The organism is Ruegeria sp. AM4 (assembly GCF_056540665.1).
Genome location: NZ_JBQFXD010000004.1, coordinates 75,273 through 100,608 on the forward strand (window position 1 = coordinate 75,273; position 25,336 = coordinate 100,608).

Annotated in this window: 15 protein-coding genes and 1 pseudogene; 14 read left to right on the forward strand and 2 right to left on the reverse strand. The window is 58.2% G+C overall.

Translation table 11 applies throughout. The features are described 5' to 3' along the window. Positions 1–2 precede the first annotated feature (2 nt). The 14 genes and pseudogenes from tssH (at position 3) to ACR0JA_RS10090 (ending at position 21,831) form a co-directional block, all read left to right on the forward strand. Complete coding sequence (gene tssH, locus ACR0JA_RS10025; protein WP_480573557.1) at positions 3–2,720, forward strand: type VI secretion system ATPase TssH; 2,718 nt, start codon at positions 3–5, stop codon at positions 2,718–2,720. A 48-nt stretch (positions 2,721–2,768) separates the two neighbouring features. Next, the gene (locus tag ACR0JA_RS10030; protein ID WP_480573560.1) at positions 2,769–3,920 is read left to right on the forward strand and encodes a hypothetical protein; all 1,152 of its coding nucleotides are present in this window, start codon (positions 2,769–2,771) and stop codon (positions 3,918–3,920) included. A 68-nt stretch (positions 3,921–3,988) separates the two neighbouring features. Next, on the forward strand, positions 3,989–4,843 hold the full coding sequence (locus ACR0JA_RS10035; protein ID WP_480573563.1) for an ion transporter: 855 nt from the start codon (positions 3,989–3,991) through the stop codon (positions 4,841–4,843). Then, positions 4,836–5,318, forward strand: a pseudogene (tssB, locus tag ACR0JA_RS10040) (type VI secretion system contractile sheath small subunit); the annotation flags it as partial. The gene ACR0JA_RS10035 and the pseudogene tssB, both read left to right, overlap by 8 nt. A 765-nt stretch (positions 5,319–6,083) precedes the next feature. Continuing rightward, positions 6,084–9,419: a type VI secretion system contractile sheath domain-containing protein gene (locus ACR0JA_RS10045; RefSeq protein ID WP_480574216.1), complete on the forward strand. Its 3,336-nt coding sequence runs from the start codon at positions 6,084–6,086 to the stop codon at positions 9,417–9,419. Between the two features lie 35 nt (positions 9,420–9,454). Further along, the gene (locus ACR0JA_RS10050; protein WP_480573566.1) at positions 9,455–11,560 is read left to right on the forward strand and encodes a type VI secretion system Vgr family protein; all 2,106 of its coding nucleotides are present in this window, start codon (positions 9,455–9,457) and stop codon (positions 11,558–11,560) included. Positions 11,561–11,572: 12 nt separating this feature from the next. Further along, the gene (locus tag ACR0JA_RS10055; protein ID WP_480573569.1) at positions 11,573–12,184 is read left to right on the forward strand and encodes a DUF6931 family protein; all 612 of its coding nucleotides are present in this window, start codon (positions 11,573–11,575) and stop codon (positions 12,182–12,184) included. 2 nt (positions 12,185–12,186) lie between these two features. Beyond that, positions 12,187–12,495, forward strand: a complete 309-nt coding sequence (locus tag ACR0JA_RS10060) for a PAAR domain-containing protein (protein ID WP_170710785.1) — start codon at positions 12,187–12,189, stop codon at positions 12,493–12,495. Positions 12,496–12,505: 10 nt separating this feature from the next. Further along, positions 12,506–13,939, forward strand: a complete 1,434-nt coding sequence (gene tagH / locus ACR0JA_RS10065) for a type VI secretion system-associated FHA domain protein TagH (protein ID WP_480573573.1) — start codon at positions 12,506–12,508, stop codon at positions 13,937–13,939. A 38-nt stretch (positions 13,940–13,977) separates the two neighbouring features. Next, positions 13,978–15,318, forward strand: coding sequence for a type VI secretion system baseplate subunit TssK (gene tssK / locus ACR0JA_RS10070; protein WP_480573576.1), 1,341 nt, complete (start codon positions 13,978–13,980; stop codon positions 15,316–15,318). A gap of 96 nt (positions 15,319–15,414) precedes the next feature. Then, positions 15,415–16,854 (forward strand): type IVB secretion system protein IcmH/DotU, encoded by a 1,440-nt coding sequence (icmH, locus tag ACR0JA_RS10075; RefSeq protein ID WP_480573579.1) that lies wholly within the window; start codon positions 15,415–15,417, stop codon positions 16,852–16,854. Beyond that, positions 16,854–20,426 carry a type VI secretion system membrane subunit TssM gene (gene tssM / locus ACR0JA_RS10080; protein ID WP_480573582.1) on the forward strand — a complete coding sequence of 1,191 codons (3,573 nt, stop codon included), beginning with the start codon at positions 16,854–16,856 and terminating at the stop codon, positions 20,424–20,426. Before icmH ends, tssM begins: the two co-directional genes overlap by 1 nt. Then, positions 20,426–21,112 (forward strand): type VI secretion system-associated protein TagF, encoded by a 687-nt coding sequence (gene tagF, locus ACR0JA_RS10085; RefSeq protein WP_480573585.1) that lies wholly within the window; start codon positions 20,426–20,428, stop codon positions 21,110–21,112. The genes tssM and tagF overlap by 1 nt, the downstream gene beginning before the upstream one ends. Next, positions 21,109–21,831, forward strand: coding sequence for a PP2C family protein-serine/threonine phosphatase (locus tag ACR0JA_RS10090; protein WP_480573588.1), 723 nt, complete (start codon positions 21,109–21,111; stop codon positions 21,829–21,831). Before tagF ends, ACR0JA_RS10090 begins: the two co-directional genes overlap by 4 nt. 1 nt (position 21,832) lies before the next feature. On the opposite strand, the gene ACR0JA_RS10095 is transcribed toward ACR0JA_RS10090, so the two are convergent. Together ACR0JA_RS10095 and ACR0JA_RS10100 are read right to left on the reverse strand one after the other, a co-directional pair. After that, entirely contained in the window at positions 21,833–22,978 is a 1,146-nt protein-coding gene (locus ACR0JA_RS10095) for a hypothetical protein (protein WP_480573591.1), read from the reverse strand. Positions 22,979–23,090: 112 nt separating this feature from the next. Further along, positions 23,091–25,307 (reverse strand): serine/threonine protein kinase, encoded by a 2,217-nt coding sequence (locus ACR0JA_RS10100; RefSeq protein ID WP_480573593.1) that lies wholly within the window; start codon positions 25,305–25,307, stop codon positions 23,091–23,093. Between the last annotated feature and the right edge of the window lie 29 nt (positions 25,308–25,336).

A 25,336-nucleotide genomic window follows, 5' to 3' on the forward strand; every position in this document is an offset into this window, starting at 1 on the left:
AGATGACGGAAATCAGCCGTGTTTCGCTGTTCGGCAAGCTGAACAAGCTGGGCTATCAGGCCATCGAAGGGGCCACCGTGTTCTGCAAGATGCGGGGCAATCCTTACGTCGAAATCCAGCACTGGCTACATCAGATTCTGAACGGTCAGGACAGCGACATTCACCGCATCATCCAGCACTACGATCTGGACCCGGGAAAGATCGCGTCCGAGCTGACGCGGTCGTTAGACCTGTTGCCGCGCGGGGCGTCCTCGATCTCGGACCTTAGCGATCACCTGATGGACGCGATGGAGCGCGGCTGGGTCTGGGGTTCGCTGCTGTATTCCGACAGCAAGGTGCGGACGGGGTATTTGATATTGGGCATGCTCAAGACGCCTGCGCTGCGTAATATTCTGGCCAGCATGTCGCCGGAACTGGCCAAGATCGGGGCTGATGATCTGGCCGACAACTTTGGCGAGGCCACGGATGGTTCGCCCGAGGATACGCTGGGCGCACAGGATGGGTCCAACGTCGGCGGTGGCGCCGAGCCCGGCGAGGCGAGCGGCGCGATGGCGCCCGGCGCAATGGGTAAGGGTGAAGCGCTGGAGCAGTTCTGCACCGATCTGACCGAGCAGGCACGCAATGGCGAGATCGACCCGATTGTGGGTCGCGACGAGGAAATCCGTCAGATTGTAGACGTGCTAATGCGCCGTCGCCAGAACAACCCGATCCTGACTGGTGAGGCCGGAGTGGGCAAAACGGCCGTGGTCGAAGGCTTTGCCCTGCGCATCGCGCGCGGCGACGTGCCGCCCGCGCTGAAAGATGTGCGCCTGCTGGTGCTGGATGTGGGCCTGCTGCAAGCGGGCGCGTCCATGAAAGGCGAATTCGAAAACCGTCTGCGTCAGGTGATTGACGAAGTGCAGGCCAGCCCGACGCCGATCGTGATGTTTGTCGACGAAACACACACTCTTGTGGGCGCGGGCGGAGCTGCCGGAACCGGTGACGCAGCCAACCTGCTGAAACCGGCGCTGGCGCGCGGTACGCTACGCACTATCGGCGCGACCACATGGGCCGAGTACAAGAAATACATCGAGAAAGACCCGGCCCTCACCCGCCGTTTCCAAGTGGTGCATGTGGAAGAGCCGGATATCCCCAAGGCGGTTCTGATGATGCGCGGCATCGCCTCGATGCTGGAAAAACACCACCGCGTGCAAGTGCTGGACGAGGGGATCGAGGCGGCGGTGACTTTGTCCGCGCGTTACATCCCCGCTCGGCAGTTGCCGGATAAATCGGTCAGCCTGATGGATACCGCATGTGCCCGCGTTGCGGTGTCTCAGCACGCGGTTCCGGCGGAAGTGGATGACAGCCAGCGCCGGATCGAGGCTCTGACAACCGAGTTGGAAATTATCGAACGCGATGAAACCGCAGGCTATGACGTTGCCGACCGCCGCGAGGCTGTGAACGCCGCAAAGGAGGCCGAAGAGGCGCGGCTGGCTGAACTGAATGGGCGTTGGGAGGCTGAGAAAAAGGTCGTTGAGGAAATCCTCGACTTGCGGGCCAAGCTGCGCGCAGGTGGGCAAGAGGTCGAAGGCACCGGCACGGCCGAAGGCGAAGCCGCGACGGAAGAAGCCCCGGAAGGGCAACCCATCGACCGCGAGGCTCTGCTGGCTGAACTAAAAGCCAAGAATGCCGAACTCGAGAAATTGCAAGGCGACAGCCCGCTGATCCTGCCGATCGTGGATCATCAGGCGGTTGCCAGCGTGGTTGGCGATTGGACGGGCATCCCCGTTGGCCGCATGGTCAAGGATGAGATCGAAACGATTCTGAACCTTGAAGACCGTCTGGCCCAACGCGTGATTGGTCAGGACCATGCGATGAAGATGATCGCCAAGCGGGTTCAGACCAGCCGCGCGGGGCTCGACAACCCGAACAAACCCATTGGCGTATTCATGCTGGCGGGCACCAGCGGCGTGGGCAAGACCGAAACCGCGCTGGCGCTGGCCGAGGTGCTCTATGGTGGTGAACAGAACGTCATCACCATCAACATGTCCGAATACCAAGAGGCTCATACTGTCAGCAGCCTGAAGGGCGCGCCTCCGGGCTATGTCGGCTATGGCGAGGGTGGGGTTTTGACCGAAGCGGTGCGGCGTAAGCCGTACTCGGTTGTCCTGCTGGATGAGGTCGAAAAGGCTCACCCGGATGTGCACGAGATCTTTTTCCAGGTCTTCGACAAGGGCGTTATGGAGGATGGCGAAGGCCGCGTGATCGACTTCAAGAACACGCTGATCCTGCTGACCTCGAATGTGGGCACGGAAATGATCATGGATATGTGCGCCGACCCGGACCTGATGCCGGACCCGGAAGGCATGGCCAAGGCACTGCGGGATCCGATGCTCAAGGTATTCCCTCCCGCATTGTTGGGGCGTTTGGTGACGATCCCCTATTACCCGCTCAGCCCCGATATGCTGGGCGAGATTACCAAGTTGCAACTTGGTCGGATTCAGAAACGCGTTCAACAGGCACATGGTGTACCTTTCGAATACACCGATGCGGTGGTCGACGAGATCGTGAACCGGTGTCAGGAACTGGACAGCGGTGGTCGCATGATCGATGCGATCGTGACCAACACGATGCTGCCGGATATTTCGGCAGAATTCCTAAAAAGAATGATGGAGGGCGAAGAAGTTTCCAAAGTCGTGATCGACGTCACAGACGGCGACTTCACTTATGGGTTTGACTAAGGGCGATCAATCGACGGTCGAAGCACATAGCATACTAGGAGAGAGAGAATGGCTGCATTTAGTACAAGCGCAAAACTGAACATCGGATACAAGGGCAAAATGTTCAAGCAGCCCAAATGCGAGTTTACGGTGGCCCACGCCGTACCCGAGGGCGAGGACGAAACGGAAACCAAGCTGCTGCGCGCCGCCTATGCCAAACTGTGGGATAAGAACTTTACCAAGCTTGAGAAAAAGCGTTCGGCCGAGTTCAAGAAAGCAATGGACGGCACCGAAAAGGACATCGAGAAAAAGGACTATTCGGAAGCGCAGCTGAAGAAATTCATCGAAACGGCGAACCAGCTGATCAAGCAGGGTCTCAAGACTTTCCAGAACGAGGTTCAGTCGCTGGCGACGACCTGCATGGAGCAGGTCTACGACTATGTCGAGAAAAAGCTGAAAAAGAAAATGACCCGCAAGAAGATTAAGACGGGTCTGAAAATAACGGCTTTGGTTCTGATCACGCTGGCTGTGGCGGCAGCATCCATCGCAGCAACGGTTCTGACTGGTGGTGTAGCGGCTGTTGTCATCGCCGCAGCGATCGGTACCGGTGTCGGCGCTCTGATCACCAGCGGCAAGACGATCAAGAAGGAATATGACAGCTACAAGGGTTTCCTTGAGAAGATCGAAAAGGACATTGCGGCGATCACCAAGGCTGTCGAGTACCAGGAAAAGAAAAAGAAAGCGTCTGAATTCCGCAAGCTGGGGCCGAAGGAAAAGGTCAAGCTGCTGATGGCTGGCACTTCGGGCCACGTCAAATCGCTGAAAAAGCACCTCGATGACGGTGCCACGCGGATGCTGTTGATGCGCAAGCACATGAACGAGGCGCTTGTGAAGGCGAATGACGCCCGCGAAAACGCCGACAAGATGAAAAGCCACCCGGACAAAGCCATCTCGGCCGAAGCCGCAGAGGCGGAACGTCTGGCGAAAGAAATGGCTTACAAGCTCGAAAAATTCGAAGTCAAAAAGAAGAAATACGACGAGCTGAAGGCCGAGGCCGCAAAGGTCATCAAGGACCTTGAAACCAAGGGTATCTGGGATGGTGGAAAACTGTCCAAGGCGATCAAGTTCGCGGAAGACCACGAAGATACCGCGAACTTCATGATCAGCGCGGGCAAGGCTCTGGCAAAGTCCGGCGCCAAGATTGTCAAAGCGGTAAAGTAAGCTGACTATTGCGGGCAGGATCGGTGTGAGGTCCGATGCTGCCCGCTTTGCACCAAGGAGTGACTCAGTTGGACTCTCGAACGGCCCCAGATCCCACGCTTCGTGAACGTGCCCGCGAATTTGTCGAGCGCAGGGTCGTCACGAATACCATTCTGGGCGTGATCATTTTCAATGCCATCACGCTGGGGTTGTCTACGTCACCCGCAGTTCAGGCCAATGTCGGTCATTTGCTGGTAGCTTTCGACAAAATCGTTCTGGGCATATTTGTCGCCGAACTTTTGGTGAAATTTTACGCCTATCGGCTGTCTTTCTTCAAAAACGCATGGAATATCTTTGACCTAGTGGTCGTAACGCTGGGCCTGTTGCCCAACCGCGACGGCCTGTCCGCGTTGCGCGGTCTGCGGGTTATCCGTGCGATGCGCTTGCTGTCGGTCATACCGCAAATGCGCGCGGTTGTTCAGGCGCTGCTGGATGCGCTGCCCGGAATGGGCGCCGTGATCATCATGATTTCGATCGTGTTTTACGTGTTTGCCGTGATGGCGACGCTGATGTATGGCCCCGACTTCCCCGAATGGTTCGGGTCGCTTGGGCGGTCGCTCTATTCACTGTTCCAGATCATGACGCTGGAAAGCTGGTCCATGGGAATTGTGCGCCCAGTAATGGAAGTGCACCCGACGGCCTGGATCTTCTTTGTTCCGTTCATCGTGATCACCGCCTTTTCGGTGCTGAACCTGTTTATCGGCCTGCTGGTCAACACCATGCAATCAGCTGTCGAGGATGAATCGGTCGAAGAATTCTCGCATCTGCGCGATCTTGTGCGCAGTGAGACAGACATCGTCGATGAGCACGTCATGGAGCTGATGCAGGAAGTCAAAGCATTGCGCCGCGAGGTGGCGGAGCTGAAGGGGCAGACCAATGGCTGACAGTTCGCAGAAGTTCATCGCCCGCAACCGCGCGCCTCGCGTTCAGATCGAATATGATGTCGAGCTATACGGTGCCCAGAAAAAAGTTCAGCTGCCATTTGTCATGGGTGTGCTGAGTGACTTGTCGGGCAAATCCAAGGCCGAAACACCCGCAGTCTCGGACCGTAAGTTTCTTGAGATCGATGTCGACAATTTCGATGACCGGATGAAGGCGATGGCGCCTCGGGTTGAGTTCTCGGTGCCGAATACTCTGACGGGAGAAGGCAATCTTGCGGTTGATCTGACGTTTGAAAAAATGGCCGATTTCAACCCGGCGCAGATTGCGGCCAAGATCGAACCTCTGCGCAAACTGCTCGACGCGCGCACTCAATTGTCCACGTTGATGGCCTATATGGATGGCAAAGCCGGGGCAGAAACGCTGATCGAAAAGATACTTGCCGATCCGGCGTTGCTAAGCAGTTTGGCCAGCAGCCCGGTCGAGGTACAGGATCAACAAGCCGCGCTGGATGCCCTGCGCGACGCAGCGCCCGAGGATGCGCCGCAGGATCATTCGGTCGAGGACGCATTGGCCTCATTGCCCGAAGCGCCATCAGAGGAACGCAGCGATACCTCGGCGGACGTGCTTTCAGATTTGGCCGCGACCGCACCCGATGACACGCCAGCGGATACGTCGCTTAATGACGCGCTCGCTTCGCTGCCCGATGCCGCCGAGCCGTCGCAGGTCCAAGATGACGCCAGCGATGTTCTGTCAGATCTGGCGGCTACCGCGCCTGAAGACGCGGTTGAAGATACTTCGGTACAGGATGCGTTGTCGTCGATTCCCGACGCTGTCCCAGACGAAGCCGTTGACGAAACCGGCACTGTTCTGTCCGATCTCGCCGACATGGCCCCTGAAGACGTGGCGCTGGACAACGGCGTGGACGATGCCTTGGCATCGGTACCCGAATTGGAGGTCGATGAGGTTGAGGACGGAACGGGTGACATCCTGTCCGACCTCGCTGACACCGCTCCGGTTAACGAAGAGGAAGACGCGGGTATTGAGGACGCCTTGTCTTCGCTGCCCGACGCCCCCGAGCCGGTTGAGGACGACCAATCGGATGTGCTGGGCGAATTGGCGGATGCGGCACCGGAAGACGAAGTTTCAGAAGACAGCGATCTGGATGATCTTCTGGGTGATCTGGTCGAAATGGCCCCGGACGAGGCCGCCGAAGAGGACGAAACCGACGACATATTGGCTGCGATGCCCGAAGTCGAAGAGATCGAAGAGACTGACGAAGCAGAAAATATTCTCGGAGATTTGGCAGATGCTGCACCCGAAGAGGAAGCCGAAGACAATCTGGACGATCTTCTGGGCGATCTGGCCGACTTGGCTCCGGACGAGGAAGCCGAAGAGGATGACGCCGACGACATTCTGACTGCGATGCCCGAAGTCGAGGAGGCCGAAGAGACTGACGAAGCAGAAGATATTCTCGGGGAGTTGGCCGATGCTGCACCCGAAGAGGAAACCGATGACGATCTGGACGATTTGTTAGGCGATCTGGCCGACATGGCTCCGGACGAGGCAGCCGAAGAGGATGATACCGACGACATTCTGACTGCGATGCCGGAAGTCGAGGAGGCCGAAGAGACTGACGACGCTGAAGATATTCTCGGGGATTTGGCCGATGCTGCACCCGAGGAGGAAGCCGAAGACGATCTGGATGATCTTCTGGGCGATCTAGCCGACATGGCTCCGGACGAGGCAGCCGAAGAGGATGATACCGACGACATTCTGACTGCGATGCCCGAAGTCGAAGAGATCGAAGAGACTGACGAAGCAGAAGATATTCTCGGGGATTTGGCAGATGCTGCACCCGAGGAGGAAGCCGAAGACGATCTGGATGATCTTTTAGGTGATCTGGCCGACCTGGCTCCGGACGAGGTCGCCGAAGAGGATGATACTGACGATATTCTGACTGCGATGCCCGAAGTCGAGGAGGCCGACGAGACTGACGACGCTGAAGATATTCTCGGAGAGTTGGCAGACGCTGCACCCGAGGAGGAAACCGATGACGATCTGGACGATCTGTTAGGTGATCTGGCGCACATGGCTCCGGACGAAGAAGCCGAAGAAGATGACGCCGATGATATCCTCGCCTCGGTGCCCGATGTCGAGGAGGCTGAGGACGCGGACGATATTCTTGGTGATCTCACTATAGACGATACCGATGAGGACGCAGAGACCGATGGTGATCTTGATGACCTGTTGGGTGATCTAGACAACGCGGTTTCTGGCGGCGCAGACGAAAGTTCGGGTCTGGACGATTTGCTGGGCGATCTGGAAGAGGACGCTCCCGAAGACGCTGAGGACGCCGACGATCCTCTTGCCGATTTGGATGCCGATGAACTGGTCGCGGACAGTGACGACGACCTCGATGACCTTTTAGGGGACCTTGACCTCGACGACGACGACGCGTCGACGGATGATCTGGAGGATTTTCTTGACGATGACGAGAAACCAGTTGCGGACGACGAGGACTTGGATCTTGACGGGCTGCTCGACGATCTGGGTGCAGATGATGACGACGCCCCCGAAGACGCAGGGGATGACAGCGGCCTGGATGATCTGGACCTCGACCTGGACGATTTGCTGGGCGGTGATGACGACGATGCAGAAGAGTCTGTGGATCTCGAGGACGTGGCCGCCGATGAGGATCTAGAACAAACCGAAAGCGTTGAAGCGCCGAAAGGTGCGAATTCTGACGGAGAACCGGTGTTGGCCTTTGGCAAGATGAGCGCCGATCGGCCCGATCCCGAACGATTAAAGCGCACGCGGTTCCGCATTGCCATATTCGGAGATTTCTCAGGCCGTGCCGCGCGCAGACAGATCGAAACTGGCGACGCGTTGGCCGCGCGCAAACCAATCCTTCTGGACCCGGATACCGTCGAGGACGTGATCCAAAGCTTTGCAACCACACTGGTGCTGCCGCTTGGAAAGGATGGCGCGGGGGTCGAGGTCAAGCTCAAGGAACTTGACGATCTGCATCCGGACGAGCTTTACGAAAATGTCGAACTGTTTGACGGGCTTTCAGGTCTGAAAAGCCAGCTCAGTTCCGGGGCCACGGCAGATCACGCGGCCAAGCAACTCATCGCTTGGGGCGAAGAATTTGGTCAGGCCGTTGTACCCCCGCGCAAGACGTCGGGCGGCAATACGGTTCGCGCCGATCTGAAACTGAGCGACTTTCAGAAGCTGATCGGCGACACCAGCGGCGAACTGGCGCAGCCGTCGCCGGTGGATGACCTGTTGAAACGGGTGGTCGGGCCACATATCCGCAAGCTGCCCAGCCCCGATGTTTCGGCCATGCAGACAGCCGTGGACGAAGCGTTGAGCGCGGCCATGCGCATGGTGCTGCATCACCCCGAGTTCCAGTCGGTCGAGGCGCAATGGCGCAGCTTGGATTTGATCGCTCGAAGCGTCGAGGATGACGATACTTTGGACGTGATCCTTTACGATGTCTCGGCCGAAGAGATTGCGGCCGATTTGGCCGCCGAAGAAGATCTTGCCAAGACCGGGCTGGTCCGTCTGCTGACCGAAGAACCGCTGGACGAAGAGAACGGGCGGGGCGGATACTCGGCGCTGATCGGTCTTTATACCTTCGAGGAAACGCCGCCACATGCCGAGCTGCTGGGCCGGATCGGACGCGTAGCAGCGCATGTGGATGCTCCGTTTATCAGCGCGATCACGCCTGCTTATCTGGAGACCAAGAAAGAAGACCGTCACCCACTGGTCACCAAGGCGTGGGACACATTCCGCGCGATGCCCGAGGCAGGGCATGTGGGACTGGCCTCGCCCCGCTTCCTGTTGCGGCGTCCATACGGCGCCAAGTCCGAGCCGATTTACGAATTCGATTTCGAGGAGTTTACTGAAACCGAAGGTCTGCGCGGCATGCTCTGGGCCAACCCGGCGGTTCTGGTGACGATCCTTCTGGCGCGGTCGTTCAAACAGAACGGCAAGGCGATGAATTTAGGTTCGGTCATGAGCCTTGGCGGCATACCCTTCCATTTCGTCAATGATCGCTATGGAGATCAGGTGGCGCTGCCCTGCACCGAGCGCAACATCACGCTGGAAAAACACGAACATTCCGTGCAGCGCGGCTATATGCCGGTTCTGTCGGTCAAGGGCCGGGATGAGATTCGGCTGGGCTCGTTCAATTCCGTTGCCGGATCCGAGATTCTAGGCCCCTGGACAGGTGTGCCCGTGCCCGAACCGTCACCGGATGTGCCGCCCGAACCGGAATCGGAGGCACCGGCAGACGACGATGATCTCGACCTTGATACGGATCTGGATGACGACATCGATGATCTGGATCTGGACGATGATGACACATCGGATGACGACGATGATGATCCTGAAATGGCGGCGTTGCTGGCCGATCTTCAGGGCGGTGGCGACGCGGAGGCAGAAGAGGATGATGCCGACGATCTGGACGACTTTCTGTCGTCCTTCGGGGATGATGATGTCGACTTTGGTGACGGGTCCGAAGACGGCGAAGAAGAAATGGACCCGGAACTGGCCGCATTGCTGGCTGATCTGTAACGATGTGGCAAGACTAGATTTGGAAGGAACGGGAAATGGCGCAAGGTTTGCAAAGTAAAGAGTGGCCCCTTCGGATCACCGGTTCATACTCGTATGGCGAAGAAGATCTGGTGATCCGGCGCGCTATTGTCTCGGAAGAACTTGGCACGCTGACCGAAATACAGGTCGAGTTCATGTCGAAGAAAACCACAATTGCGCTGGATAAGCTGCTTGGCAAGGTCATGACTATTCATCTGGCCGCAGAAGAAGGGGCCGAGCGCAAGTTCACCGGAACAATCGTGCGTGTCGAACGTCTGGCCTTGCGGGACGGTTTCGTTCAGTTTCTGGCCGAGCTTCGCCCGTGGTTCTGGCTGCTGACGCAGAAGACCGACAGCCGCATTTATCAGAACATGACAACCGTCGAGATCATTGAGGATGTCTTCAGCCGACACGGGATTTCGGATTTCAAGAAAAGCCTGTCGGCAACCTATCCGCAACGCGAATACTGCGTGCAGTATCGCGAGACCGATTTTGATTTCGTTTCTCGGCTGATGCAGGAAGAGGGGATCTACTACTTTTTCGACTATTCGAAAGCCGAAGACAAAAACGAAACGCTTGTCTTGTGTGATGGACCCTCGGCTCATAGTCCGATTGAAGGCGAGCCAAAGGTCGAGTTTCGCGGCGGCGACGACTATAAGCAACGGCATGGTGATTTCATCACGGAATGGGCCGCCTCGGAACAGATTTTGTCGGGCGTTGTCTCGCTGGGTGACTTCGACTTTGAAAAACCCAGCGCCTCGCTTGATACGCGGGCCAATACGTCCACGAGCGCGGCCCATGGCTTCAAATCGAAGCTCGAGCTTTATGATACACCGGGCCACTACAAAGAGACCGGGGCTGGCAGCAATCTCGCCAAGGTCCGCATGAAAGCCGAGGACGCGCAGTTCGATGTGCGGCGCGGTCGGGCGTCTGTCAGGTCTCTGGCGAGCGGTAGTAAGTTCACGCTGAAAGAGCATCCCGACAAGTCGCAGAACGCAGAGTATCTGATCACCGGAGCCAAATACTATCTGCAAACCACCGAAGGATTCGGGTTTGAAAAGAAAGACATGGACCTTGATACCGGCGCGCTGGAGTTTCCCGATGATAGCGGGCAGATGTTCATGGTCGAGTTTCAGGCACAGCCTGCGAAAACCGATTTCAAATCGCCCCGGACAATCCCCTGGCCTGAAATTTCCGGCCTGCATACCGCTATCGTGACCGGCAAAAGCGGTGAGGAAATCTGGACCGACAAATACGGGCGCATCAAGGTGCAGTTCCACTGGGATCGCGAGGGTAAAAAGGACGAAAAGACCACGTGCTGGGTGCGCGTCGTGACACCTTGGTCTGGCAAGAACTGGGGCATGGTCAGCATTCCCCGGATCGGTCAGGAGGTGGTTATTCAATTTGAGGAAGGTGACCCGGATCGTCCGATTTGCACGGGTATGCTGTACAACGCAGATACAATGCCCCCGTACAAGTTACCTGATAACCAAACCCAAACTGGAATAAAGACCCGATCCAGCAAACAGGGCAGCGCCGATACCTTCAATGAACTGATGTTCGAGGACAAGAAAGACGCTGAACTCGTCCGGTTCCAGGCTCAGAAGGATCATGAGAAACTGGTCAAGAACATGTCCACCATCACCATCGGCTATGACAAGCTGGACAAAGGTGGCAATGGTGGCGACGGGTGCCTGAGCCAAGTGGTCAAGAAGAACGTCGATGAGACGATCAAGGAAGGCGACCATACCTTTACCATCGAGACCGGCAGTCAGACTATCGGTATCAAGACGGACCAGACTGAAACCATAGAGGGCAAGTCGACCCGAACGGTCACCGGCAATGTCGCAGAAACGGTCAAAACCGGGAACAAAACCACGACAGTGAAGACTGGCAACATTCAGGTCGATGCCAAGTCCGGCAAGATCACCATGACCGCGATGCAGTCGATCGAACTGAAGGTGGGCGGATCGTCGATCAAATTGGACCCGACCAGCATCACGATCAAAAGCACCATGATCAAGGTTCAGGCCAATGCCAAGCTGGACGCGAAAAGCCCGATGACGACCGTTAACGGCGATGCCATGCTGACCCTCAAGGGCGGCATGACGATGATCAACTAAGGAGGCTGACCGATGAGTGAACGATTTGCAGATATGGTCAAGGTTCCACAGGTTCCGGCCGCCCGGATGCTGGCAGACGCCAATGCTCGGCTGAGCGTCAAGCTCGACGCCCCGGCGAGTGCGGCCTTGGACGTCGTTCTGGCTGAGCTGGACGAAAAAGAAGCCTTCATCGATATGTTGCGCCTGTTGGGTGTTGCGCTACCGCCACGCGAGCGTGTCTGGTGGTCTTGTATGGCTGCGCGCGATTATGTCGGCGAAGCGCCGGACAACAACACACCTGCACTGGCCGCATCCGAGGAATGGGTATTCCGCCCAACGCCGGAAAACCGCGAAAAAGCCGGGGAAACCATTGATTTGGCCGAACCGGACGACGAGACCGTGAACTGTGCCATGGGCGTGCTATATTCAGAAGGCACGTTGGGAACGGGGGATCTGGCGAACATCCCATCTCCGCCCGGTGCAGCCGAAACCGTGGCCTTTGCGATGAATGTTGTTGCGATGGACAATCACGAAGGCGATTTTGATGCATACCTACAGTTGCTGATTGATCGCGGCGTAGATATTGCTCGGGGTGGGAATGGTAAGCTGGACCGCGAAGAAGCCGGTCCAGAGACAAAGGAGTAGACATGGGATTTCCTCAAGCCCGTGTAACCGATCTGCATGCATGCACGCTGCCGGCCCCGCCGCCAGCGCCGCCGCCTCCGGCGCCGGTGCCGATGCCGATTATGCCGCCTTGTTGTCCGACCGTTCTGGTGTCAAAACTGCCAGCGGCGCGGATGACCGATTTGGCGACCCCAGCGTTTCCGCACCCGATCCTGAAAGGTTCAGCAACCGTGCTGATCGGAAAGCTTCCGGCGGCACGGATGATGGACACCTGTGCCTGCGGTGGTCCGATTCTGCCGCCGTGCTGCCCCACCGTTCTGGTTGGAGGATGAAGACAAACGAATGACGGTCACACTAAAATTCCAATCCACCGGCATTGTGCCGGGCGACGGGCGCCCGGTGTCAATGCAGGGGGGCTCTTTGACCGTGGGGCGTGGCCCGGCCAATGATCTGGTTCTGCCCGACCCTGAAAAAACACTCAGCAAAAACCATTTCGTGATCGAAGATCACAATGGAAACGTGGTGATCGTGGACCTGTCCACCAACGGGACATTCCTGAACTATTCCAAGATCGCGCTGGGGCGAACACCGACGCCATTGAACAATGGCGATGTTCTGACGGCAGGTGGTTACGAGATGGTGGTCGAGATCGGTGCCGATCTGCCCACATTCGAAGAATCGATCCCGCAGCCGATGCAGCAGGCCGGCGTTTCTCCGGGCCAATCGCAGAATGCACCCGATCCTTTGGCGTTGCTGGATGATGCCGCGCCGGGTGGGGATTTTCTGGATGATCTGTTGGGTGGTGATGCGCCGAAAGGGCCCGGACAGATCGCAACGCCTGATCCCATGGATGAGCTGTTGCCACCTCTGGACGACGATGATCCGTTTTTTGCCAAGCCCAAGGACGTGCATGCGGATATGGGTGGCAGCGATGCGATGCACAACCCGTCACCTTCGGACGCGTTTTCTGCGCCGCAAGCGGGCGGTGGCGCAAATCTGATACCGGATGATTGGGACGATGATCTTTTGTCGCCCAATGGCGGATCGTCCCCGGATCCGATTCCGACGCCCGAACCAGTCCGGGCTGAGCCGGTCGCTCCGCCGCCTCCGGTCAAGCCGACACCGGGCGGTCAGCTACCGACCCCGGAACCGGCAAAGCCCGAACCTCCGGCACCTGCGCCGGCGGGTGGCGGCGACCAGTCGGCCGCCCGCGCCTTGCTAGAAGCGCTGGAGGTTGACGATCTGAAAATCGATGACGCCGATTTGCCTGCAACAATGGGGCGGATGGGTCGCGTGCTGCGGGCAATGATCACCGGTTTGCGGGAAATTCTGATGACCCGCACCTCGATCAAATCCGAGTTTCGCATTGATCAGACGATGATCAGTGCAGGCGGGAACAACCCGCTAAAATTCTCGATCAGCCCTGAACAGGCGATCGAAGCGTTGGTGAAGCCACGTGTCAAAGGGTATCTGGCCTCGGAAGAGGCAACAGAACAGGCCCTGAACGACATCAAGGCCCATGAGGTTGCGATGGTGACGGGCATGGAGGCTGCGCTGAAGGGCGTTCTGGCCCGTCTGGACCCCGAGGTTCTGGCGGGGAAAATCGAAGGTTCCGGCAAACTTGGGTCACTTTTCAAGGGCAAAAAGGCCCAGTATTGGGAAGTGTACGAAAAGATGTATGCAGAAATCTCGGATCAGGCAGAGAATGATTTTCATGATCTCTTTAGCCGGGAATTCGCAAAAGCGTATAAGGAACAGCTGGAAAAGCTGAAGTAGCGCTCTGCTAGGGCGGCAAGAACAAGGGAGGGCAGCCATTGTCCTGGGACAGCAAGGTGCTTTGGACCGAAGGGTTGTTTCTGCAACCCCATCACTTTCAGCAGGCCGATCGGTATAACGAGGCCCTGGTCGCCGGGCTTGCGCGTCGCGTAACGCCTTATGCCTGGGGTGTGAGCGCGCTTGAGATCGACGACGAGGTACTGAAGGTTGGTCAGTTCGCGCTGAAGTCCTGTTCCGGGCTGACACCGGACGGGCAGGTCTTCCGCGTGCCGCAGGCAGAAGACCACCCTCCCGCGCTGGAAGTGCCGGAAACGATCAAGGATTGTGTTGTCTATCTGACCGTGCCGCAGCGGCGGCAGGGTGCGTCCGAAGTTGACCTGAGCGGGGCCGAACAATCGGTCAGTCGTCTGCGCCCGGCCGAACAGGAAATCACCGATGTTATGAGCCAGCAGAAAAAGCCGGTCACGCTGGGTGTTGGCAAGCTGCGCCTGCAATTTGCTCTAGAAGTGGACGATCTGGCCGACAAGCTGGCAATACCGATTGCCAAGATTATCGAAGTCCGCCCGGACAAAGAGATCATTCTGGATCGAGGCTTTATCCCCTCAGTTCTGGACGTGCGCGCTGCAGCGGCACTGGCAGGTTTCATGAACGAGCTTGAGGGGATGCTATCGCATCGCATGCAGGCGCTGGCCGGGCGTTTGTCCGAGGGCGGGCCTGCCAAGGGTGCTGCCGAGATTTCGGATTTCCTGCTTCTGATGGTGATCAACCGGAACCTGCCGCTGGTGCGTCATTTTGCGAATATCGAGAACGTGCATCCCGAACACGCCTACCGCGTATGCGCAACCCTTGCCGGAGAGCTTGCGACATTCATGAGCGCCGAGAAGGAAGCGCCGCAGTTCCCGGCGTATCAACATGACGATCTGACGGCCTCGTTCGCGCCGGTGATCCGCATCCTGCGCCAGTATCTGAGTTCGGTGCTAGAGCAGACGGCGGTGTCGATCCCGCTAGAGGCGCGCAAATACGGCATCAGTGTTGGTGTCATCGCCGACCGCAAACTGATCGGCAATGCGGGCTTCGTGTTGGCCGTCAACGCAGACATTCCGGCCGAAGATGTGCGCAGACACTTTGCCGGTCAGGCCAAGACCGGCCCGGTCGAGGAAATCCGCCAGCTTGTGAACTCTGCCTTGCCCGGGATTACGCTGCGGCCGCTGCCGGTCGCGCCAAGACAGATCCCCTACCATTCCGGTGTCGTCTATTTCGAACTGGATGCCGCCAGTCCGTACTGGAGCAAGATGACGACGTCGGGCGGCATCGCTGTGCATGTGTCGGGCCAGTACCCCGGGTTGGAAATGGAGCTGTGGGCGATCCGCAACCAGTAATGTGAAGGCATTCACTGGCTGCGACGAAACAATTTGATAGGGCTACCCATGTGGGTCACACTGTGACGCGGGAGCCTTGAGGAAACAGGTCAAGCGATGTCCGACAAAGATCCTTTTGCAGAACCGGACGATACCGACAAGACGGTGATCCGACCCAATCCGGGTGGGCGTCGACAATCGGGTGGTGTGCAGCAGCCAGCGGTTCCGCAACAGCCAGCAGGGTATCCCGACCCGATGCAGCAGCCCTTGGCGCCACAGGCGCCGGCGGCTGATACCGGCGGTGTGGGCTTTGGTGTACCCCAGCCTCAGGCACCACAAACGAAACCTCCGCAGGGTGCTGGCGAAGATGTTGCCGTTACGGGAATGAACCGCCTGAACGCCTGTGCGGCCCCGCTGTTTTCGCTGATCAGCCGTATTCGCAACCGGGCGCAGCACATGGACCCGGACAAGCTGCGCCAGAGCGTTGTGGCCGAGGTGCGCGCTTTTGAAAATGCGGCGTTGCAGGCAGGTATCCCAGCGCAGACGGTCAAGATTGCACGATATGCTTTGTGTGCGACGCTGGACGATGTGGTGCTAAACACTCCATGGGGCGGGCAATCCAGCTGGGCCACGCAGTCTTTGGTGGGGACTTTCCACCGCGAAACCGTTGGTGGAGATCGCTTTTACGATTTGCTGGCGCGTCTGGAACAGGACCCGGCCAACAACATCGAGCTTCTGGAATTTGTTTACATGTGCCTGTCGCTGGGCTTCGAAGGCCGCCTCCGGGTCGAACAGGGTGGCCCTGACAAGCACATGCAGATCAGGCAGGGTCTGGCCCGGATCATTCGCGCGCAACGTGGGGATGTGGAACGCGATCTGGCCCCGCATTGGGAAGGGGTCGATAAACCCTACCGCGCGCTCAGCATGTGGAAGCCGGTCTGGATCGCCCTTGGCGTGACCGCGCTGTTGCTGATGATCGAATTCGGCGGTCTGTCTTACGCCTTGTCGAACCGGACAGAAAACCTTGTGGGTCAGATGTCGGTGATCGATGCGGGCCCGGTGGCCGAGCTGCAGCGACGGGCGCCCCCGCCGCCTCCACCGCCGCCGCAGGCGCAGCCGCAGGTCGAAAAAGTTGTCGCCTTCCTGAAGCCCGAGATTGACGAAGGGTTGGTCGAGGTCTTCGAGAAAGGCAACACCCTGATCATTCGCATCAAGGGGTCGGGTATGTTCGGGTCAGGGTCTGACCATCTTCAGGACCGGTTCCGTGAACCGGTTCGCCGTGTGGCAGTTGCATTGAACGACGAGCCCGGTTCCGTCATTGTCGCAGGCCATTCCGATAACGTCCCGATCCGGTCGTCGCGGTTCCCGTCCAACCTTGCGCTGTCTCTGGCCCGTGCAAAATCGGTGATGAACCAGATGGCAGGCGATATGACCGATCCCAATCGCCTCAGCGCCGAAGGCCGTGCGGATAGCGAACCCATAGCTGATAACTCAACCCGCGAGGGCCGGGCGACCAATCGCCGTATCGAAGTCCTGCTGGTTCAGGAGGAGAACTGATGTATTTCCTCAAAGTTCTGAAATTCATCTTCATGTCGATCTACACGGTGCTGTTCTTTACAGCCACCGTTCTGGCGCTGAGCCTGTATTTCTTTGGCCCGTTGATCGGGTCGGATGACTGGCGGCCATTGGATAGCATGACCGCGCGCCTGATCTGGTGCGGGATCATCTACGTTATCTTCCTGACCATCGCACTGATCATCTTCTTTGTGCGCCGTCGGCGTGAAAAGAAACTGACCGAAGAGATTACGGAATCCGTCAGCGATGGCGGCGACATGATCGATAGCGAGATCACGGAACTGCGCGGCAAACTGAAAACCGCGATGGCCGCGTTGCGCAAATCAAAGAACGGGCGCAGGCATCTGAACGAACTGCCGTGGTATGTGATGATCGGTCCTCCGGGTGCGGGCAAAACCACCGCGATCGTCAACTCGGGGCTAAACTTTCCGTTGGCCGAAGAGTTGGGGAAAACCGCCATCGGCGGCGTCGGTGGTACCCGAAATTGTGATTGGTGGTTCACCGAAAACGCCGTTCTGATCGACACGGCGGGCCGGTATACGACGCAGGAAAGCGATGCCGAGGTCGACAACGCAGCGTGGATCGGGTTCCTGAACCTGCTCAAGAAGTACCGCAAACGCCAGCCAATCAACGGTGCGATGATTGCGATTTCGCTGTCTGATTTGTCTCTGCAAGACGAAATCACGCAGAAAGAACATGCAAAGGCCGTACGTCGTCGCTTAGAAGAATTGCGTGAGAAACTGGGCGTTCGATTCCCCGTTTACATCCTGTTCACCAAAGCGGACCTGATCGCCGGTTTTGCCGAGTTCCACGATAATCTGGGCAAGGAAGATCGCGAACAAGTCTGGGGCTTTACTCTGCCGCTGGACAAGTCCCGTTCAGAACAATCACCTGTTGCGGCATTTGATGAAGAGTTCGCCTTGCTGCTGGGACGGCTGAATGCCCAATCGCTCGAGCGGATGCAGACCGAGACCGATCCACAGCGACGCGCACTGATTGCGGGTTTCCCGATGCAGGTTGCCTCGGTCCGCAAGGTTGCGCATGAGTTCCTGACCGAAGTGTTCCAGGACAGCCGCTATCAACACCGGCATATGCTGCGCGGGGTCTATTTCACCTCTGGCACACAAGAAGGAACTCCGATTGACCGTCTGATGCTGGGCATGGCGCGGACCTTCGGAATTGGCCGTCAGGCGATAGGCTCGGGGCAGGGCTCGGGCCGGTCTTATTTCCTGACACGTCTTTTCGATCAAGTGATCTTCCGCGAGGCTGGTCTGGTCAGCGCCGATGACAAGGTCGAGCGTCGCTACAAGATCACCAAATGGGTGTCGATTGCAGCGACGGTTTTGGCCGCGATTGGCGTTGGCGCCTTGCTGGTGCGCAGTTTCATGGGCAATTCCGACCTGATTGCCGAAGCGCAAGAAGGCGTATCTTCCTATCAGGCCGCCGCAGCAACGCTACCGCCCAGCCCTGTGGGCGATACGGATTTGGTGCCTGTTGTTCAGGCGCTGAATACATTGCGCGATTTGCCCGCGAACCCGACGCTTAGCGACCCGGACCCGGAACGACGCCTGACATACGGGCTGTATCAGGGCGAAGTGATTGGTACACAGGCCGCGCAAACCTACCGCGCTGCGCTGAACCAACGGTTCTTGCCCCGTCTGCTGCTGCGACTGGAAGAGCAGATGAGCGCCAACATCAACAACCCGGATGTGCTGTATGAGGCGCTCAAGGTCTATCTGATGCTGGGCCTGCAAGGACCGATGAACCAGGATCTGGTCAAGGAATGGATGAACATCGATTGGACGGTGTCCTTTCCCGGCCCCTCGCGCGAGGAATTCAGGGCGGACCTGAACGACCATCTGGATGCGCTTCTCAGCCAACCGATGCGAGAAGTGGCGTTGAACGGCCCGATGGTCGATCAGATACAAGGCATTCTGTCAGAGCTGCCGCTGGCTCAGCGTGTGTATAACGGCATCGTCTCCAGCCCCGCAGCAACGGCACTGCCACAATGGCGGATCACCGATGTGGGCGGCCCGGCCGTGGGGCGTGTGCTGGTACGATCCTCGGGTAAGCCCTTGAACGAAGGCATCGAAGGTATCTTCACCTATAACGGCTTCAACAACGTCTTTCTGGGCGAGGCGGTCGGTGTGGCCAAACGCGTTCAAAAGGAAAGCTGGGTTTTGGGCCCTCGGGGCGAGGCTGAACAGACCGAACAGGCGCTTGCTGCGCTCAGCCGGGATGTTCTGGACTTGTACTACAACGACTACATCGCCCGCTATGATGCGATGCTGGGTGATATCGACATCGTGCCCATGGAAAGCCTGAGCCATGCGGTTGAGGTCACAAACGTTTTGTCCGGGCCGACATCGCCTATCGTAAATGTCCTCAATTCGATATCGGATGAGACAAGGCTGACCGAAAGCCGCTCGGTACTGGCTGGGAATGACGCCCTGAACGAAGGTCTATCCGACGCTGCCAGCCTCGAATTGCAATCTGCAACCTCGGTGCAGACGCAGATTTTGCTTGAAGCGCTGGCAAAGTCGAGCGGGGTCGGAACCAACGAGCCCGTTCAGGAACCCGGTCAATATGTCGAAGAACGCTTTGACTGGTTGCATCAGCTTGTTGAGCAACAGGAAGGACAGCCGTCGCAGTTGGACCTTCTGATCGGATCTTTGACTGAGGTTTATCAGGAATTGAACAAGATGTCGTTCAGTGGTGTATCCGGCGGTGAAACCGGGCAAGCACTGCAACGGTTCCAGCAAGAGGCGGCGCGTATTCCGGGGCCGATGGAAAGATGGGCGGTTCAGATTATCGATGGATCATCCGGCATTACCTCGGACAGCACACGTGCTTCGATCAATGCGCGTTGGCAGGCGAATGTTCTGCCGTTCTGCGAACAGGTCGTGTCTGACCGGTATCCGTTCAATCGCAGGTCGGGTGCAGATGTGGCAATGGGCGATTTTGCCAAGCTGTTTGGGCCACAGGGGCTGATCGACAATTTCTTCAATGACAGTCTGGCCAAGCACGTGGATATGCGCACGCGGCCGTGGTCGTGGAAATCGGGGGTCAACGCCACGGATCTGGGGATCAGCCAGGCCGTTCTGACCCAGTTCCAATATGCAGCCGAGATCAGAGAAGCATTCTTCGCCAACGGACCGCAGCCGCAGATCCAGTTCCAGATCATGCCCGAGGCACTTGACCCAAAAGCCAAGGGTGTCACTTTAGAGATCGATGGCCAATCGCTTGAATTCCGCCACAAGGGCGGGTTGCCGTCCCCAATGGCGGTGACATGGCCCGGTTCCGTCGGTCTGGCACGTGTCACGTTCGAGCCGCAGAAACGGAACATTGAAAGCGTTTTGTCAAAGGACGGACCGTGGGCGTGGTTCCGTTTGCTGGATGCCGCCGAAGTGCGCCGGACAAATGTCTCTGACCGCAAGAAAGTGATCTTTAACGTCGGTGGCCGTATCGCGATTTTCCAGTTGCAATCGGGGTCGGTTATCAACCCGTTTGCGCTGCCCGCCATGCAAAAGTTCAGCTGTCCGAAGTCGTTTTGATGCAACAACCGGGGTTTGGCGCATTCGGTAAGATGCCTTCGGTAGGGGATTTCTTCCGGCTTGGTGTCGCGCAGTCCTTTGTGCAGCCTTGGGATGAGTGGATACAGCGCAGCATGTTGGCCGCCTCACAAACGTTGGGACAGGCCTGGGATGAGCATTACATGTCAGCACCGATCTGGCGGTTTTGTCTGTCACCCGGACTGGCCGGTCCGCAAAAGATGTTGGGGGTTCTGATGCCCTCGGTCGATCGGGTGGGGCGGCGATTTCCGCTGACGTTGGTGGCCGGTTTGTCCAACGAAGGGTCGGCCATTCTGGCTCATCTCCGGGCCTCGGACGCCTTTCTGCAACTCGAAGACCTTGCGCTGGCTTGTCTTGAGGACGATATGACCCGCGACCGCTTGGCCGAGGGGTTGGCCGGTTTGGTCGCGCCGCAGCAGCGCCCGACAGCGCCTGTACGTGGGCATGGGAAAACCACGGTTCTAACCCGTGGAGAGGGCTCGGACGACTTGCTGCCTGATCTGGCATCGGGGTTGATGTCGCAAAGTTATCGCAGTCCCAGCATTTGGAGCACCGAAATTGGCGGAGTGCCCCGGATGATGGTTTGCGAAGGTTTACCGGATGGGCCAAACATGCAAGGTTTGTTCAACTTACATGCCGCACTCTGGACCGAGGCCAGGCCACTATGAATTCAAGTCATCGCGTTCGGTACAGCGCGCGCAGCCATGTCGGCCTGAGGCGCAAAGTCAACGAGGATGCGGTGTTGGCTTTGCCTGAAGAGAGTCTTTGGTTGGTGGCCGATGGCATGGGCGGTCATGAGGCTGGAGATTATGCCAGCCGCCTCGTCGCGGACATGGTGGCAGCGATGCCGCCGGGACTGGCCCCATCAGACAGATTGCGTGCCTTGCGCGAAGTTATCGAGCGTGCGCACGACGTGATCCGTCAAGAGGCCGAGGCGCGCGGCGGTGGAACAATCGGGACCACCGTAGCCTGCATGATGCTGGCCAATGGGCATTTTGTCGGCCTGTGGGCCGGGGACAGCCGGATATACTTGTTGCGCGACGGCAAAATTCAGATGCTGACGACTGACCATTCTCTGGTTGCGGATTTGGTGATGGCCGGTCAGTTGACCTGGGACGAGGCGGAACAACACCCTCAGTCAAACGCTATCACACGCGCGGTAGGGGTTGGTGGTGTCCTGGAGTTGGACAAAATCCGCGGAGAGGTTCAGCCCGGCGATCGTTTCCTGATCTGCTCTGATGGACTGAGCAAATATGCGACCTTCTCGATGCTGGAAAAAGCGTTGTCCGAGATGCCGATCGAAACGGTGGCCGACCAGTTGATTCAGGTTGCCCTGGATGGTGGTGGCGCGGACAATATCACCGTTGTTGTGGTGGATATCCTCTGACTTAGGAAAAGCCCGGCAGTGGCGGCAACGTGGGCGGGGGCGGCAGTTGCATTGTGGCCAGACTGTCGCGGATCGCACCGATATCCGTATTGCACGCGTCGCACGGGCCCAAAGGTCGCCCCGGCAGAGATTTGGCAAGTTTTTTCAAAGCTTCCAGCGTAGGAAGAATTGGCACGGGCGGTGGCTGAACGCTCATCGACGCGGCAAGGTTCATTGCACTGCTTTGCGTCGCCTGCGCACCTTGTGTGACGTCGTCGATCTTGGGCAAGGCGTCCAGTTGCATCTGCAGGGACTGCGCTTCAAGCGGCACAGGCACGTTGAGGCGTGCGATATAGCTGAGCATCGCGTTTACGCGGGCCACACCAGCCGGGGTCAGGGCGTCAGGGCCAAAGGCTTCCTGTATTGTTGCGAGATCCTGCAACTGATCCGCCATGGCCTGAAGATCCTCAAGTGACACCGGCAAGTTGGGCACGGGGATGGTTGACAGGTTTGCCAGCTGGCTCATCAACGCCTGCATCAGCTTTGGATCAGAGACGGCGGGTAACCCCATCGCCGCAGGTGCAGTTGCAGCCGGAGCCATCAGCGCCAAGTGCCGCGCCAGATTGACCTTTGGCAGTGGCAAAGCGAACGGGGGCATGGTGATGCGCGGCAGTTTGGCGGCAAAGTTCAGAGCGGCCGAGCAGGTGCCGCGCGATCCGCCTGCCTCGCCAACTTCCATCTTCGCCTCGTGCGAGAAATCGAGCCCTGCCAGCGCCATTGGACAGACCCCTTGCGCGCGCAGGGCTAGTGTCATTTTGGCAGCCAGCGTCATGTTCTGCATCTGTGGGCCGGGTATCTTCGGCATCGATTGCGCCTGTGGCAGAACGTTTTTTGCAAGGCTGACGACCGCTTGTTGAACCTCGGCCAGCAAGGCGCGGGGATCGGTCAGAGGGTAACCGGTGGCGACCAGCTTCATCATCATCGAAATCGCGCCACCACCATCGGTCGGCAGGATCGGCGGCAACGCGATATTGGGCGCATTCGCGGCCATTGTCGCCTTGAGATACATATCCGGCGTCATTGCCGGAAGCATCGCATTAAGCTTCATATCCGCTCGGGCCTGCCCCCCTGCGGTTCCCTGCAGCCCCAGCAAACTCAGCAGTTTCATCATCTGAGGAGGCACAGCCTGAACCGACAGATTGGCCGATGGCTTCAGGGCAGGGAGTGTAGTTGCGTTGGCTTTGCAAAAGCAGGGCATGGCTGGGGCCGAACCGCGTTAACTATTCCAGGGTTGTCATAATTCTGCTGTCCAGAGACAGGATCTGCGACTCGACGTTTCGGTCCTGCTCGCGCAATGCCTCAGCATAGCTGGCAGCGGATTCTTCTGTCGGCCGGAGCGTATCGAACAGCTTGCCGTCCGAATGGAAGACAAGGATTTTGCTTTTGCCCAAAGATGACTCGTCGACCGAGAACGCGATCAAACTGTCGTTTGCCAGCTTTTCATCTTGCGAATATGCAATTCGAACTGAGATAGGACCTGAGTTCCCGTCTCGTAACGACGCGATATCGTTTTCGGGGCGGTTCAAATTAGGCAACAGGTGGTACACGCTGCCCGAGACATCAACGATCGTGACGGACAGGAAGCCGTCTTGCACATCCGCCGGCAGATCGACATCGATCACCGGATTTTGCCCGACAGCAAATTCGCCGGATGGGTTGGGTATGGGTGCGGCGCCCTCTTCGCCAATAAAATACGAGACCGAGATGTCGCTTGTCGGCGCAGGGGGAAGGAAGTTTTCGACCAGACAGATCGGCGGGTTCAACACCGTAACCTGCTGCAAGTCCAATGGACGCTCGCCCGCAAGCGCCGTCAAGGCTGTTTGCAACCCGATCAGACTGTCCTGCGACGCCAATGTCCCGCTGACGCGGATCGGAGACTCGAGCCCATAGCCCGTAGTCGGCGCATCGACCAGTTGCAATGGCCCACAATCGGCAAGACCGGACAGGATCGGCCGGATTTCGGAGGCAGGCAGGAACAAAGGCTCAAGCTCGATCTCAGCGCTTCCCTGTAGTCCGGCGGGCAACCCGGCAGAGTAGAGCTGTTCCAACTCGGTATGCAGTGCCTGATCGGTTGTCTGCCCGGTCAGTTTTGCGTCGTTTCCGTCAACGACCAGGCGCCACGCGTCCAGGTCTTTGGCGGCGCTGATGACATCGTTCACTGCGGTGCCCCAGTTTTCGGCAATGTCACCGGACGCGAGCGTAAGGTCCACTTCGCCACCCTGCGCGGTGATCTCACCCGTCATCGCGTCGCGGGCGGTTTCTGAAGGGACAAAGCCGACAATACGAGGGGGAAGGCCTTCGCGCTTGTCAGCAACAAGTGTGTAGGGCGAAACGACCGGGTATTGTGGTCCAAGGAAACTGTCAAAAACGCCTCCAAAGTAACCGCCAACCCCCAAGCCCGCGATGGCCAGAACGCCGACACCAGCGACAAGGCCCCCGCGTGATTTCCGAGGTTCGGCGGGTTTTGACGGCGACCGCTGCGGCGCCTGTGCGGGCGCTTCGACAGCGGGTTCTGGTGCAGCCATCGCCAAATCTGATTCCGGCGGCTTGCTTTTGGGGATAATCACCGTCGCATCATCGTCCGACGCCAGCGATGTCGACGCCACTCCGGTCCGGGCGGTGGCAAGCGCGCGCAGAACCTCGGTCGCGGTCTGGTACCGGTCATCCGGGTTGGGAGCGGTCATCTTGTCGAGGATCGACTTCAGCGGCTCGGGAACGCCGTCAGTGTCCAAGGGGTCTTTCTTGTTTTCGACGACTTCCAGCAGATTGCGCCCGGCCTCGGCCCGTTTGCCACGGAAATTGGCCAGCAAAAGCGCACCCAGCGAATAGATATCGGTGCGCTGATCGGTTTTGCCCGACAGTTGCTCGGGTGCGGCATAGGCGTATTTGCCTGCGAATTCACCTCCGACGATGGTTTCAGCGCCAGGATTCGTATCTTTGGCAATGCCGAAATCGATAATGACCGCCTGTGCCGGATCGCCATCGCGCAGAATAATGTTGTCCGGGCTCAGATCACGGTGAACGATGTTGCGGGCATGGGCGGCTTCCAGCCCCTCGCACACTCTTTTGCAGACGGTCAGAATCTCACCCGCTGACATTGGCCCTTCTGCCAGCTTCCGATCCAGACCCGGACCATCCACATAATCCATCACCAGATAGACATGGCCGTCCGCGGTTCTGTTGTTTTCGGAATACCGGACGACCGCGTCATGGCGGATATCGCGGATTTCTTCCTCGCGGGTCAGCAGGACCAGATAGTCGTCGTTGCTGGAAAACTCCGCCTTCAGAACCTTCAAAGCGGCAAGCCGCCCCGAGATCTCGGAGCGGGCCCTGTAGACGTCAGATGTACCGCCCCGCCCAAGTATCGCTTCGATCCGATAGGTATTGTTCACCAGATCGCCCGGCTGAAACAGGTCGCCTGCGCGGGATTCGGTCATGCTGCCCTCAAGTTCGTTTGTTTGCTGCG